11 protein-coding genes are annotated in these 14,535 nt (G+C 74.2%); 6 read left to right on the forward strand and 5 right to left on the reverse strand.

The genetic code is table 11. From position 1 onward, the window contains the following. Positions 1-7: 7 nt before the first annotated feature. Entirely contained in the window at positions 8-2,077 is a 2,070-nt protein-coding gene (locus tag ACIQU4_RS35465; protein WP_403739800.1) for a SpoIIE family protein phosphatase, read from the reverse strand. A 53-nt stretch (positions 2,078-2,130) separates the two neighbouring features. Then, complete coding sequence (locus tag ACIQU4_RS35470) at positions 2,131-3,513, reverse strand: DUF6777 domain-containing protein (protein ID WP_403739802.1); 1,383 nt, start codon at positions 3,511-3,513, stop codon at positions 2,131-2,133. 103 nt (positions 3,514-3,616) lie between these two features. Between ACIQU4_RS35470 and ACIQU4_RS35475 the strand changes: the two genes are divergently transcribed. Further along, positions 3,617-4,921 (forward strand): streptophobe family protein, encoded by a 1,305-nt coding sequence (locus tag ACIQU4_RS35475; protein WP_403740041.1) that lies wholly within the window; start codon positions 3,617-3,619, stop codon positions 4,919-4,921. A 7-nt stretch (positions 4,922-4,928) separates the two neighbouring features. Here the strand turns inward: ACIQU4_RS35475 and ACIQU4_RS35480 are convergent, their stop codons facing one another. Genes ACIQU4_RS35480 through ACIQU4_RS35490 form a run of 3 tightly spaced genes read right to left on the reverse strand, consistent with a single transcriptional unit; the run spans position 4,929 to position 8,860 of the window. Next, positions 4,929-5,885, reverse strand: a complete 957-nt coding sequence (locus ACIQU4_RS35480; RefSeq protein ID WP_403739805.1) for a serine/threonine-protein kinase — start codon at positions 5,883-5,885, stop codon at positions 4,929-4,931. Further along, positions 5,885-6,478, reverse strand: coding sequence for a hypothetical protein (locus ACIQU4_RS35485; protein ID WP_403739808.1), 594 nt, complete (start codon positions 6,476-6,478; stop codon positions 5,885-5,887). Before ACIQU4_RS35485 ends, ACIQU4_RS35480 begins: the two co-directional genes overlap by 1 nt. A 6-nt stretch (positions 6,479-6,484) precedes the next feature. Continuing rightward, on the reverse strand, positions 6,485-8,860 hold the full coding sequence (locus ACIQU4_RS35490) for an FHA domain-containing protein (protein ID WP_403739811.1): 2,376 nt from the start codon (positions 8,858-8,860) through the stop codon (positions 6,485-6,487). A gap of 161 nt (positions 8,861-9,021) precedes the next feature. Here ACIQU4_RS35490 and ACIQU4_RS35495 point away from each other — a divergent pair, with 161 nt between their 5' ends. The 5 genes from ACIQU4_RS35495 (at position 9,022) to ACIQU4_RS35515 (ending at position 14,321) form a co-directional block, all read left to right on the forward strand. After that, a complete protein-coding gene (locus tag ACIQU4_RS35495) occupies positions 9,022-10,089 on the forward strand; it encodes a cation diffusion facilitator family transporter (protein ID WP_403739813.1) in 1,068 nt (355 codons plus the stop codon). A gap of 30 nt (positions 10,090-10,119) precedes the next feature. After that, positions 10,120-10,608 (forward strand): NUDIX domain-containing protein, encoded by a 489-nt coding sequence (locus tag ACIQU4_RS35500; protein WP_403739815.1) that lies wholly within the window; start codon positions 10,120-10,122, stop codon positions 10,606-10,608. Positions 10,609-10,656: 48 nt separating this feature from the next. After that, entirely contained in the window at positions 10,657-11,913 is a 1,257-nt protein-coding gene (locus ACIQU4_RS35505) for a Tm-1-like ATP-binding domain-containing protein (protein WP_403739817.1), read from the forward strand. 183 nt (positions 11,914-12,096) lie between these two features. Next, positions 12,097-13,713, forward strand: coding sequence for a serine/threonine-protein kinase (locus ACIQU4_RS35510; RefSeq protein ID WP_403739820.1), 1,617 nt, complete (start codon positions 12,097-12,099; stop codon positions 13,711-13,713). Continuing rightward, complete coding sequence (locus ACIQU4_RS35515; RefSeq protein ID WP_403739823.1) at positions 13,710-14,321, forward strand: hypothetical protein; 612 nt, start codon at positions 13,710-13,712, stop codon at positions 14,319-14,321. Before ACIQU4_RS35510 ends, ACIQU4_RS35515 begins: the two co-directional genes overlap by 4 nt. Positions 14,322-14,535: the final 214 nt, after the last annotated feature.

Consider the following 14,535-nt stretch of genomic DNA (forward strand, 5'->3'; position numbering starts at 1 on the left):
CCGCAGGTCACGGCGGAGCCGGGTGCCCCGGTACGGCGAACTCGCACCACACGCTCTTCCCGCCGCCCCGGGGCTCCACGCCCCATTCCCCGGCCAGCCGGTCCACCAGCAGCAGGCCGCGCCCCGACACCGCCCAGTCGTCCGCCTCGCGCCGGCGCGGCAGGGCGCTGCTGGAGTCCTCGACCTCGATCCGGATCCGGCCCTCCGGGGTCAGCCGTACATTGACGTGGCCGCCGCCTTCGGTGTGCACGAGGGCGTTCGTCATCAGCTCGTCCGCCGCCAGTTCGATCTCGTCGGCCCGGTCCGCGGCGCCCCACGCGGCCACCGCCGCGCGGATCAGGTGGCGCGCCATCGCCGGGCCGTCGGGGTCGCCCGGGGTGAGCGGCAGGCGCAGCGGGCCGCCGCCGCGCGGGGCGGGGGTGCCGCGGCGGCGCAGCAGGAGCAGGGCCATGTCGTCGCCGGCGCCCGCGTCCCCGACGAGGTCGCACAGGACGTCGGCGAGCTCCTCTACGTCCACGGGCCCGGCGCGGACGGCCTCCATGAGTTCCTGCATCCCTGCCTCGGGGGCGCCGTCCGGCCGTTCGAGCAGGCCGTCCGTGCACAGCACCAGAGTGTCCCCGGGGTGCAGTTCGAGGCTGGTGACGGGGTAGCCGGAGCCGACTCCCAGATTGTCGCGGGGCGGCAGCCCGAGCGGGAGTCCGCCGGCCACCGCGATGCGGTGGCAGCTGCCGTCGCCGCGCCGCACCACCGGTTCGAGGTGGCCGGCGCGGACCAACTGGAGCCTGCCGGTGTTCAGGTCCACCTCGGCGTACGTACAGGTGGCGTACCGCTCCGTATCCAGCTCCCGCAGGAAGGCCGAGGCCCGCGCCATGGCCGTGCCGGGGGTGTGTCCCTCGGCGACGTACGCGCGCAGGACGATCCGCAGCTGGCCCATGACCGCCGCCGCGTCCGTGTCGTGCCCCTCCACATCGCCGATCATCACCCCGACGCGGCCCTCGCCGAGCGGGACCACGTCGTACCAGTCACCGCCGATGTCCCGCCCCATCCGGGCGGCCCGGTACCGTACGGCGATCCGCGCGCCCGGCACCTCCGGGATCCGGCGCGGCAGCATCGCCCGCTGCAGGCCCTCCGCCAGATCGTGCTCCTGCTCGAAGAGGATGGCCCGCTGGAGGCTCTGCGCGATGCCGCTGCCGAGCGCGACGAGCAGGTTCCGCTCCTCGGCGGTGAAGTCTCCGTCCCGCGTGTACAGCAGCCCGAGCGCGCCGACGGCCCGGCCCTGGGCGATCAGCGGCAGGTAGACGCCGCTGCGCACGGAGAGCGGCTCGATGTACGGCCAGAGCTGCGGGTAGTGCTCCTGGAACTCCTCGCGCGAGGCGATGAACACCGGCTGGAGATTGCGTACGGCCTCGCTCATCGGGAGCCGCGCGTCGATCCGGGTGTACTCGATCTCGGGGACGTACGAGCCGAGCTGCCCCTCGGCGACGAGGTGGATCCGGCCGCCGTCGACGATACCGAGCATCACGCTGACCGCGCCGAGGTGGCCGAGGGCCTCGGGGTCCTTGAGGACGTCGGTCACGTCGTTGACGGTGCGGGCGTGGGCCAGGATCGTGCTGGTCCGCTCGACGACGCCGGTCATCCGGCGCCGCCCCTCGGCCTGCTCCCCGCCGGCGCCGGGCTCGCCGGGGTCGTGGGCGGCGTCGCGCAGGATCCCGATGATCCGGTACGGGCGGCCGTTGGCCTCGCGCAGGATGTGGCCCTGGATGTGGGTCCAGACCGGGGTCCCGTCACGCAGGCGGGTCCGTACGTACGCCCCGTAGTGGCTGCGGCCGTCCTTGAGCGCCTGCGCGACCCGGGCGTCGAGCCGGACCTCCTCGCCGGGCGGCACCCGTACCCGCAGCCCTTCGGGGGTGCCGGTGAACTCCTCGGGGCGCAGGTCGAGGACCTCGAGGGCGGTGGGATCCAGATGCATCTGCCCACTGTCGAGGTCCCAGTCGAAGGTGCCCATGCGGTTGAGCGCGAGGCTCATGTCCGGCCGCGCGGGCCAGTCGACCTCGGGGCTCGCTCCCCTTTCGGCCATGCAGCCAGGGTCTCACCGTTCCCGGACGCCTGCCCGCACAGGCCTCCCGCCGGTCAGCCGGCGCCGTGGGCGGACGGTGTGCCGGAGTCGGACGGGTTCCCCGGCGGGGGCGCGGACGCAGGCTTGGACGCGGGCTTCGACGCGGGCTCGGACACAGGCGCGGACGCGGGCTTCGACGCGGGCTTCGACGCGGGCTCGGACGCGGGCTCGGACGCGGACGCAGGCTCGGACACAGGCGCGGACGCGGGCTTCGACACAGGCTCGGACGGGGGCTCGGACGAGGGCGGGGGCGCGGGCTTCGACACAGGCTCGGACGGGGGCTCGGACGGGGACGGCGGCGGGGGCGAGGACTCGGACGCCGACTCGGACGCCGACTCGGCCGGGGGGTGCGAGGGGGTCGGCGCGGTCGGGGACTCCGCGGAGGTCGCGGGAGCGGGGTGCGACGGTGTGACCGGCGCGGGCGGGAGCACGGGCGGCGGCGCCACGGGCTTGTCGTGCTTGCCCCGGTGGTCGCCCCGGTCCCGCGCGAACCAGCGCCCGTCGTGGTGGTCGTAGATCACGAACTTGTGGACGACCGTCACCGACGGCGCGATGGCCACCACCTTCGACGGCTCGTACGAGCTCCACGGCTCCCCGTGCCGCTTCGGGTCGGCGGCCAGCGCGACCGGGGCCCCGAGCGGGTTGCCGCACGCGCACCGCACCCGCGGCACCCCCCTGTCGTCGATCAGCACCGCCGTCCCGGCCTGGAGCACCGACTGGAAGCCGGTGGCCTTCCCGTCGTGGTAGCCGTGGTTGGTGACCCGGGTGTCCGTGCGCAGCTGCACCGGGGTGAGCGCGCGCAGGTATCCGGGTACGGACTCGGGCCGGATGCCGAGCGTCGAGGCGAAGGCCCCGTTCTTTGCGGGCTGGGCGGACAGCAGCCGGATCTGCTTCTCGACGTCGCAGCTCGCCACGGACCGGGTGCCGCCGTACAGGCCCGGCGCCGAGCCGCTGATGCTGCGCGTGGCGGTGGTGCCGGTGCCGGGCGTGGCGCTCTGCGCCGACGGCGCCGGGCTCTGCGGCGGCTCCACGGCCTCCTGCGTGGCGGTGGACTCCGTGAAGGGGGCGGGGCCGGTGGCGGAGGCGGGCTGGAGGAACACCTCGCCGCGGGCGGAAGGGGAGCCGCCGGGCCGGGTCAGCACCACGGCCAGGACCACGGCGGCGGCCACCGCGACGAGTGCGGTGACCAGCCGGGGTACGGACCGCCACCAGGGCCCCTTGGCGGGTGGCCCAGGCGGCGTCCCCCCGGTCGGCGGGGCCGGCGGAGTGGGCGGCGGGCCCTGCCGCCCGCCCGAGAGGGGGCCGGACGGCGGACCGGTGGGGCGCGGGCCCGGCGGCTGCGAGGGCTGCGTGGGCCGCTGCGGCTCCTGGCCGGGGCCGGAAGGTTGCGTGGTCACGGGCTCTTCTTCCAGGCGGCGGAGTTCCGGTCCCTGCGGACCATTGTGTGCGTCGTCCCGGTGGTGGCCGCAAGCCGAGCGTGCCTACGGTTGCAGCGTGAGCGTGAGCAGTCCGTCGTCACCGGGTCCGGTACCACCGCGCTCGGCATCCGGGGTCTCGGCGCGGGCCTGGCGGGACGCCCTCGTCGCCGTCGTGGCGGGCTTCGCGGTGATGGCCGCCGTCGCCGCGGCCGGTCTGGCCTGCGCGGGAGCGACCGGCCTGCCGGGCGGCGCGTTCCCCCGGGTGGTCGCGGCGGTCGTCGTGATGGCGGTCGGCGGATCGGTCGAGGTGACGGGCGGGGCCGGCTTCCTGGCCGAGGCCGACGCGAGCCTGTTCGTACTCCCGCTCTCGGTGAGCCTCGCCGGGGCCCTCACAGCCGGCTCCCTCTTCCTGCGCCCCCTGCACAACCGGGCGGTGGCCCGGCCGGGGGAACTCCTGGCCCGGGCAGGCCCGCTGGTCGTGCTCTGGCTGCTCGCCCTCACCGGCGCCGCGCTCCTCGCCCGCCACACCTTCGGGATCGCCACCGGCGACTCCCCGGTGGCCGACCTCGGCGAACTCCTCGACGCCTCCCCGACGGTCGGCTTCCGGGCAGCCCTGCCCGCGACGCTCGGCTGCGGACTCCTGTGGATCCTCGGCCTGCTGCTGATCGCCCTGCTGGTCTCGCGCCGCGCGCCGCTCCCGGCCGGCCTCGTCCGCTTCCACACGGCGGTGCGGCCCGCCGCGTTCGCCACCGTGGCACTGCTCCTCGCGTACGTGGTCCTCGGCATCGGCGTCGGCCTGGTGGTGGCCGCCACCCAGGGGCACGCGGACCGGACCTTCGCCGTGATCCTGCTCGGCCTGCCGAACCTCGCCTGGTTCGCGCTCACCCTGGGGTTCGGCGGAGCCTGGGAGGGCAAGGCCGAGGGGCCGTTCGGGCTGCCGGTTCCGCAGCTGCTGGACGAGGTGCTGCGCGGGCCCGACCTGTCCCGGGTCGATGTGGCCTCGCTCGCGCAGCGGGACTCCCGTGCCTGGTGGCTGGTGGCCGTCGCCGCCGTGCTGCTGCTCGGCACGGGCTTCCTGGCCGCCGTACGCTCCCCGGCCGGCGTCCGCGCCTGGCAGCACGCGCTCCACCTGGGCGTGGCCCTCGCCCTCGCCACCCTGATGGTGTGCCTGCTGGCCGGTGTCCAGGCCCGGTTCGGGCTGTCGCTGCTGGGCATCGGGGACGTCGGCGGGCTCGGCGGCAACGTGGAGCTGCGCCCGGTGCTGTGGCGCAACGTGGGCCTCGCCCTGGTCTGGGGTGCGCTCGCGGGCTTCCTGGGCGCGTTGCTGGCCCGCCCGGTCCACCGGCGCGGTCTCGTCGAGAAGCCGCCCGCCGCCACGGAGAGGTGACCGGTCCTCAGCCGGTGCCTGTGGTGCCTTCACCCCGGAACACCGGCAGCGCCCAGCGCGGTGGCGGGGGTGGGTCGCCGGGCGGCGGAGCCTCCTGCGCGCCGGCCCGGCGCAGCGCCCCCGTGAACTCCAGGCAGCTGCTCCACCGGTCGTCCGGGGATTTGGCCAGGGCCTTCGCCAGCACCTCGTCCACCGCCGCCGGCAGGCCTGGCCGCCGTGAGCTCACCGCGGGCGGCGGATCGAACTGGTGGGCCCACAGCAGCGCCATGTCGTCGTCCCGCCGGAACGGCGGGCTCCCGGTCAGCGTCTCGTAGACGACGCAGCCCAGGCTGTAGACGTCGCAGCGGGCGTCGACCGGCTTGCCGGAGATCTGCTCGGGCGCCACGTAGTCCAGGGTGCCCACGAACTGCCCGACGCTCGTGAACCCGGTCAGCGACAGCGACTTCTTCGTCAGCCCGAAGTCCGTCAGGTACACGTGCTCGGGGTGCTCGCTGTCCGTCCCCTCCGCGACCAGGATGTTCCCGGGTTTCACGTCCCGGTGCACCAGGTCGTGGGCGTGCGCCGCGTCCAGCGCCGAGGCCACCTGGCCCGCGATCCGGGCCGCGGTCTCCACCGGCAGCGGCCCGGTGCGGTCCAGCAGGGCGCGCAGGTCCTGTCCGGGGACGTAGCGCATCGCGATGTACAGCAGCCCGTCGGCCTCGCCCGCGTCGAAGACCGGCACGATGTGCGGGTGGTCGATCGCCGCGGCGACCTTCGACTCGTGGGCGAAGCGCTGCCGGAAGACGTCGTTGCGGGCGAGTTCGGGGGCCAGCAGCTTCAGGGCGACGGGCCGGTCCAGTCGCAGGTCCCGGGCGAGGTAGACGACCGCCATGCCGCCGCGGCCGATCTCGCTCTCCACCAGGTATCCGGCGATCTGCCTGCCACGCAGGTCGGAGGGGCGCCCGCCCAGGGGCTCGGCGGCCATCACGGCCCTCCGCTCCCGGGCGGGGTCACGATCCGCGTGGGCTCGTGTCCGACCGACGGCTCCGGCGGCTCCGGCGGCTCGGGCTCGGCCGGGACCCCGGGACCCTCGCCGACCGCGTACGTCACGAGGCCGGTGCCGTCCCCGTACATCCAGCGCCCGGTGGCCTCCTCGTACAGCCAGACGGACTCCCCGTCGACCACGATGCCGGCCCGCAGTCCCCGGGTCGCCCGCCGGAAGGCCTCGGTGTCCGCGCTCCCCGAGGCGAGGTCGGCGGCGGCCTGCCGGTAGCGCTCCAGGGCCTCGGCCCCGTGCACGAGCAGCGGCAGCGGGTCCTCGGAGCGCGACGTCGGCCGGCCGCCGGTCGGCGGCGGCTCGGGTACGGAGACCAGGAGCCGCGCGTCCACCCAGGCGGACCAGCCGTTGGCGCACAGGATCTCCCCCCACTCCCCGCGCCGGGACAGCAGTTGTACGGGCAGGAAGGGGTCCAGGGCCGCGGTCGGCCGGGAGAGGTCGGGCTCCTCCCAGGCGGACAGCCCCTCCCGGGGGACCACGTGGGTGGGGTGGAAGCCGGCGGAACCGGTCGTACTGGTCATCGGCGGCTACTTCCGCATGATCGCGGGCTCGTGGCGGCGCAGCAGCCGCAGCACCAGCACCCCGAACAGGACGGACAGGGCGACGAGCATCCCGAGGTCGAGCAGCCACACGCCCGCGCTGTGCGCGAAGAGCGGGTCGTCGGTGAGCTTTCCCGGCACGATCGCGCCGAGGTCGATGGTGCCGGCCATGGCACCGAGCGCCCACCGGGAGGGCACCAGCCAGGCGAGCTGTCCGATCACCGGTACGCCGTCGAGCTGGAGCAGGGCACCGCAGAAGACCACCTGGACGATGGCCAGGAGGACCAGCAGCGGCATGGTGACCTCCTCCTTCCGGACCAGGGCGGAGACCAGCAGGCCGAGCACCATCGCGGTGAAGGACAGCAGGGCGACGGCGAGGGTGATCTCGACGAGGGGCGGCATGAAGACCCCCTTTCCGCCGGGGGCGTTGGTGTCCACTCCGTACAGGCCGACCAGGGTGAGTACGACGGCCTGGGCGACGGTGATGGCGCCGAGCACCAGCACCTTGGACATCAGGTAGGCGGATCTGGACAGGCCGACGGCCCGTTCCCGCTGGTAGATGACGCGTTCCTTGACCAGCTCGCGCACGGCGTTGGCGGCGCCGGTCAGCACGCCGCCCACGCACAGGATGAGCAGGGCGTTGATCGCGGTCTCCGGGGTGAGCGTGCTGCCGGCCAGGGCCCTGGCCATGGCGCCCATGACGAACGGCAGCGCGATCATGATGGCGAGGAAGGTACGGTCCGCGCTGAGCGCGGCGGCGTAGCGGCGCATCAGGGTGGAGAGCTGGGAGCCCCAGCTCTGCGCCTTGGGCGGCGGGGCGGCGAAGGCGGCCGCCATGGACCGGTCCTCCGCCGACCGGGGCTGCCGCGCGGCGTCGCGTACGTACGTGCGGTACTGCGGGGAGCTGCGGTACTCCCCCGCCCAGTCCCGGTCCCGCTCGTTCTCGAAGGCTTCGAAGGCCTCGGGCCACTGGGCGAAGCCGAAGAAGGCGAGGGTCTCGTCGGGCGGTCCGAAGTACGCGATGCGCCCGCCCGGGGCGAGGACCAGCAGCCGGTCGCAGACGTCGAGGCTGAGCACGCTGTGGGTGACGACGATGACGGTGCGGCCGTCGTCGGCGAGGCCGCGCAGCATGTGCATGACCGAGCGGTCCATGCCGGGGTCGAGCCCTGAGGTGGGTTCGTCCAGGAAGAGCAGGGAGGGCTTGGTCAGCAGTTCGAGGGCGACGGAGACGCGTTTGCGCTGGCCGCCGGAGAGGGTGTGGATGGGCTGGGCGGCGCGCTGTCCGAGGCCGAGTTCGCCGATCACCTCGTCGACGCGGGCCTGGCGTTCGGCCGGGGCGGTGTCCTGCGGGAAGCGCAGTTCGGCTGCGTACGTGAGGGCGCGTCGGACGGTGAGCTGGGCGTGCAGGATGTCGTCCTGGGGGACGAGGCCGATGCGGCTGCGCAGTTCGGCGTAGTCGCGGTAGAGGTCGCGGCCGTCGTAGAGGACCGTGCCGTGGTCGGCGGGGCGCAGTCCGGTGAGGGCGCCGAGCAGGGTGGACTTGCCGGCTCCGCTGGGGCCGACGACGGCGAGCAGGCATTTGGCGCCGACGGGGAAGGAGACGTGGTCGAGGAGGGTCTTGCGGCCGTGGTCGACGGCGACGGCGAGGTCCTGGACGTCGAGGGAGACCTCGCCGGTGTCGACGTACTCCTGGAGCTGGTCGCCGACCAGGCACAGGGCGGTGTGGCCGATGCCGATGATGTCGCCCTCGGTGACGGGGGCGCGGTCGGTGCGGGTGCCGTTGAGGAAGGTGCCGTTGTGGCTGCCGAGGTCGGCGATCTCGTACGTGCCGTCGGCGAGGGCGCGCAGTTCGGCATGGCGGCGGGAGACGACGAGGTCGTCGATGACGAGGTCGTTGGCGGGGGCGCGGCCGATGCGCACGGCGGTACGGGCGGGCAGCGGGCGCACGGTGGTGGGCCGGCGGAAGGTGCCGGTGAGGGACGGGTGGGACACCGAGGACGGACGGGAGCCGCCGGCCGGAGCCGCCGAAGCGGCGGGTGCCGGGGCCGGGCCGAGCAGCAGGGCGCGCGGGCCGTCGGCCGCGCTGCCGAAGCGCAGCTCGCTGCCGGCGCCGACGCTCCAGGCGTGGATGCGGTGGCCGTCGGCCCAGGTGCCGTTGGTGCTGCCCTCGTCCTCCACGGTCCAGTGGTCGCCCTCGGGGCGCAGGATCGCGTGGTGCCAGGAGACGCGGGCGTCGTCGAGGCAGATCTCGCAGAGGGGGTCGCGGCCGACGTGGTACGTCCGGCCCGGGACCATCGCGGTGGTGCCGGCGTCGGTTTCCAGGACGAGCTCGGGCGCGGTCGGCACACCGGGGCGCTGGGCCATGTGCAGATTTTCCCACGATCCGCCCGGCTCGGCAGAGATCTACATCACCGCAGGTCAGCAGCCTCTTATGGGTAATGACAACGGTCCCCGTTGCAGCCTTTGCCCATTGCGTCACGGTGCGCTTCACTTCACGCGTCGGAACCGAACACACGGGGGACGCCATGAGTGGGCACGACCACGCGCACGACGGCCACGCGCCGCACGACCACGGCCACGGCCACGGCCACGGCCACGATCAGGCCGCCGGCCACGATCACGGCGGGCACGGCGGGCACAGCCACGGCGTCGCCGCGGACGCCGACCGCCGCTGGCTGGCCATCGCGCTCGGCCTCATCGGCGCGTTCATGGCGATCGAGGTCGTCATCGGCATCGTGGCCCAGTCGCTGGCCCTGATCTCCGACGCCGCCCACATGCTCACCGACGCCGTCTCGATCGTCCTCGCCCTGATCGCGATGCGGCTCGCGGCCCGCCCGGCGCGCGGCGGATTCACGTACGGCCTCAAGCGCGCGGAGATACTCTCCGCCCAGGCCAACGGGCTCACCCTGCTCCTGCTCGCGGTCTGGCTGGCGTACGAGGCGGTCCGGCGGCTGCTCGACCCGCCGCCCGTGGCGGGCGGGCTGGTCCTCGTGACGGCCCTCGCGGGCATCGTCGTGAACGTGGCCGCCGCCTGGTGCATCTCCAAGGCGAACCGCTCCTCGCTCGCCGTCGAGGGCGCCTACCAGCACATCCTGAACGACCTGTTCGCCTTCATCGGCACCGCCGTCGCCGGTCTGATCGTGCTCACCACGGGATTCGTCCAGGCCGACGCGATCGCCACGCTGGTGGTCGTGGTGCTGATGGTCCGGGCGGGCTACGGGCTGGTCCGCGAATCCGGCCGGATCTTCCTGGAGGCCGCCCCGGCCCACATGGACCCGGACGCGGTCGGCGACCGGCTCGTCGGGCACCCGCCGGTGACCGAGGTGCACGACCTGCACATCTGGACCATCACCTCCGGGCAGGCGGCGCTGTCCGCGCACGTCCTGGTCGAACCGGCCGGCGACTGCCATGCCGTACGGCGCGACCTGGAGCGGCTGCTGGAGAAGGAGTACGGGATCACGCACACCACCCTCCAGGTGGACCACGTACAGGAGGCCCTGCTCACGGTCGGACGGCCGGGCGAGGACCCGGCCGACCCGCATTGCGCCGACGCGCACGGCCCGGTGCACCGGCAGGGCCCGCACGACCACTGAGGGGCCCGTGCACGGGGCATATATGGACGCATGACACAGAAGCGCAGCGCCGGACTGCTCCTGTTCCGCCAGGCCGCCGAGCCCGCCGGCTCCCCCGACGACGGCATCGAGGTGCTCCTCGGCCATATGGGCGGCCCGTTCTGGGAGCACAAGGACGACGGGTCCTGGGCCATCCCCAAGGGCGAGTACGAGGAGGACGAGGCCCCGATCGACGCGGCCCGGCGGGAGTTCACCGAGGAGATCGGCCTGCCGCCGCCGGAGGGCCCGTACCTCCCGCTGGGCGAGCTGCGGATCCCCGGCGGCAAGCTGGTGACGATCTGGGCGGTACGGGCGGACCTGGATCCGGCGCTGATGGTGCCCGGGACCTTCACGATGGAGTGGCCTCCGCACTCGGGTCGGACGCAGGAGTTCCCCGAACTGGACCGGGTGGCCTGGTTCACTCCCCCCGTGGCCAAAACCAAGCTGATTGCCTCTCAAATCCCCTTCCTGGAGAGGCTGTTGGGGCTGCCGCGAGGTTGACCCGACCTTGACTTGCCAACAAACCCCGCCTGCGTGGACATTGCACATATGACGAACGTCGTGCTGGTGGGAACCCTGGACACCAAGGGTGTCGAGTACGGCTGGCTGCGCGAGAGGCTGCTGCGCACCGGCGTCGAAGTGATCATGATCGACACAGGAATCATGGGCGATCCCCGGGTGCCCGCGGACGTACCGCGCGAAGCGGTGGCCCGGGCAGCGGGAACGGAGCTGTCGGAACTACGTGCGGCCGCCGACCGGGGCGCGGCCGTGACGGCGATGGCCAAAGGTGCCGAGGCGACGCTGTTACGCCTGCACGCCGAGGGCCGGCTGCACGCGGTGCTCGCCATAGGCGGCAGCGGCGGCACCTCCATCGCCACCCGGGCCATGCGCGCGCTGCCGCTCGGCGTGCCGAAGCTGATGGTCTCGTCCATGGCGTCCGGGGACGTGGCCCCGTACGTCGGATCCTCGGACATCACGATGATGTACAGCGTGGTGGACATCGCGGGGATCAACAGCATCTCCGCGCCGGTCATGGCGAACGCGGTCGAGGCGGCCGCGGGCATGGCCAAGGCCTTCGAACGGGCCTCCCGGGAGCTGCGCCGCCCGGCCCGGCTGGGCGCCGGCTCCCGCCCGCTGATCGCCGCGAGCATGGCGGGCGTCACCACGACCGGTGTGGACGCCGCCCGCGAGAGACTGACCGAACTCGGCTACGAGGTACTGGTCTTCCACGTCAGCGGCACCGGCGGCCGCACCCTGGAGACCCTGGCCGGCCAGGGCATCTTCGCGGGCGTCCTCGACCTCACGCTCAGCGAGCTCGCCGACGACCTGTGCGGCGGCATCCTCACTGCCGGACCCGACCGGCTCAGCGCCGCCGGGCGGGCCGGGATTCCGCAGGTGGTGAGCCTCGGGGCGCTGGACATGGTGAAGTTCGGCCCACTGGAAACCCTGCCCGAACGGGCCCGCTACCGCCGGGTCCACGTACACAACCCGTCCATCACGGTGGTCCGTACGACCCCCGCCGAATGCGCGGAGCTCGGCCGCCGGGTCGCCGCGAAACTGCGCGCCGCGACCGGTCCCACGGCCGTCTGCGTCCCGCTCCGCGGACTGTCCACGCTCGGCGCCCCGGGCGGCACCTACCATGACCCGGACGCGGACCGGGCCCTGTTCTCGGCGCTGCGCGAGGGGCTGCGGGGCAGTTCCGCCCGGCTCTACGACTACGACACCCACATCAACGACCCGGACTTCGGGAGAGCGGCGGCCGACCGGCTGCACACCATGATCGGCGCGGCGCGGGCCGCGGCGTGACCCCCTGACGACCCGTGTACAGCCCCCGTAAAACCGCCCTGACCACCGTGTGAAATGCTCCGCGCGGTTGGGAACCGGCCGTGGCGGAAACCGTGTCCCTGGGTGTGGCCGCTCGGCGGGAACGGGCAGCCCGGGGCCCGGCGGGCCCGGTGACGCGGGCGACAAGGACACGGGGACGGGGGCATGACGATGAAGAACGCGTGGACGGTGCCCGGCTATGCGCAGGTCCGGGAGCTCGGCTCGGGCGGCAGCGGCCGCGTGGTCCTCGCCGTCCACGAGGCCACGGGCACGCCGGTCGCGGTGAAGTACCTCAGCGACCGGCTGCGCGAGGACCCGGCGTTCGTCGCGGAGTTCCGGGCCGAGGCCCGCCTCCTCGGTGGCCTGGACACCCCGTACGTGGTCCGGTTGTACGAGTACGTGGAGGCGCCCGCCGGCGCCGCCATCGTCATGGAGCTGGTCGACGGGATCTCCCTGCGCGCCCTGCTGAAGCAGACAGGGCAGGCCGGTCCCGAGGCCGCGCTGGTGGTGCTGAAGGGCTCTCTGCTGGGCCTGGCCGCGGCGCACCGGGCGGGCGTGGTCCACCGCGACTACAAGCCCGAGAACGTCCTGGTCTCCGCCGACGGCTCCTCGAAGCTGGTGGACTTCGGGATCGCGGCGCGCCGCGGTACGACGCCCGGGGTGGCCGGCACCCCGGCCTACATGGCCCCCGAGCAGTGGCAGGGCCGCCCGGCCTCGCCCGCGGCGGACGTGTACGCGGCGACGGCGACCTTCTTCGAATGCCTGACCGGCCGTAAGCCGTTCGCGGGGGAGAACTTCGCGGAGCTCGCGGTCCAGCACATAGAGGCGCCCGTCCCGGAGACCGAGGCCCCGGAGCCGGTCCGCCCGCTGATCCGGCGGGGTCTGGCCAAGGCCCCGGAGGAGCGGCCGGAGAACGCCGAGGCGTTCGTGGCGGAGCTGGAGGACGTGGCGCTCGCCGCGTACGGGGCCGGCTGGGAGGAGCGCGGGCAGCGCAAGCTGGCGGCGCTGGCCGCGCTGCTGCCCCTGCTGTTCCCCTCCGCGGGCGCCCCGGCCGCGGGAACCACGGCGGTGGCGACGACCACGATCGCGGCGCCGTCACGCTGGTCCCCGGGCCGGCGCGGGCTGATCGCGGGCGGCGCGGCCCTGGTCCTCGGCGTCCTGATGGCGCTCACCTACAGCGCGGCCGGCGGGGAGGCCGGCGGGGCCGCCGCGCTCAACGCGTTCGCCACGTCGAGCGCGAGCCCGGGCGGTGGGGGCCCGTCGCCGGCGCCGGGCCCGAGCACGTCGGCGAGCCCCTCGCCGTCCGCTTCCCCTTCCCCGTCCCTGTCCCCGTCCGCGTCCGCGTCCGCGTCGCCGTCCTCCACTCCGAGCCCGAGCTACTCGCCGGTGGTGACGCCCACGGTCACGGCGCCGACGACCGCTCCGCCCACCACTGCGCCGCCTTCGCCGAAGCCGACGGTGGTCGTCGGCGCGGTGTCCGTCACCGTCCGCCAGACGGGCAACTCCATCGGCCAGGCGACGGTGTCCGTCGAGGCGAAGGGCACCGCGCCGGTGACGGTGGTGCTCGAATGGTTCACGGGTGACGTGGAGGGGCGGCTGGGCAAGCCGGACGGCGCCGCGGACGCCCTGACCTACCAGCCGGGCGCCGCCGCGCCGCTCGTCAAGACCCACACCTTCTCCGGTACGGGCTGCTACTGGGGCGTGCGCGCCACCACCAAGCCCGCCGCCGGCAACGGTTCCTCGACCAGCCAGGTCTTCATCAGGCGGTGCACGATCTCATGAGCGACAGCGACGACGACTACAGCGCCACCGTCCTCGGCAGCCACTGGTTCAGCGGGCCGCAGCAGACCCGGCCCCAGCCGCAGGTTCCGCATCAGGAGGCCGTGCCCGACCGGGTCGAGGGCTCGGTCCTGAGGTTCGGACCCGGGGTGACGGCCGCCATGCCGGCCCCCTTCCCCGTGATCGCGGAACCGGTGCCGCCCCGCCGTCGGCGCGGGGAGTGGCGGCGGTACACCCTGGCCGCCGTGATCCTGCTCGTGGTGCTCGCGTACCTGGCCTGGCAGCGGTACGGACCCGCCCTCGAAGTACGGGACGTGACGGTCGCCACCGCCGACCCGCAGGGTCCCGGCTGCGACTCGACAGCCGATGTGGTGGCCGTCGTACGGACCAACGGGCGGCCGGGGACCCTCACGTACCGGTGGATCCGCTCCGACGGCACGCAGTCGGAGCAGCTCACCGAGCGGGTGCCGCGCGGGCGGAAGGAGGCCCGGCTGCACCTGCTGTGGACCTTCCAGGGCCGGGGCACGTACGGGGCCGAGGCGAAGCTCCAGCTGGTCTCGCCCGGGCAGCGCACCGCGGCGACGCAGTTCACGTACCGCTGCGCGGGCTAGCGGAGGGCGGGCAGCGGGACCATCGGCACCGTCCTTCCGGCCGGGGCGGCCGCCTCAGCGCTGGCCGTCCGGCCGAGGCGCGCGCACCCCGCCCGCTGGTTGACTCGTAGGCGTTGACGAGGGCTCAGGGACGCCCTCCGGCACCCCTGCGCGTCACGTTCCAGCCGGCGAACACCCCAACCGGAGCGTGGCCGTCCCGCACGGATGCCAGTCC

The sequence above is a fragment of the Streptomyces sp. NPDC090741 genome (assembly GCF_044769045.1).
In the GTDB taxonomy this organism is placed as follows: Bacteria; Actinomycetota; Actinomycetes; order Streptomycetales; family Streptomycetaceae; genus Streptomyces.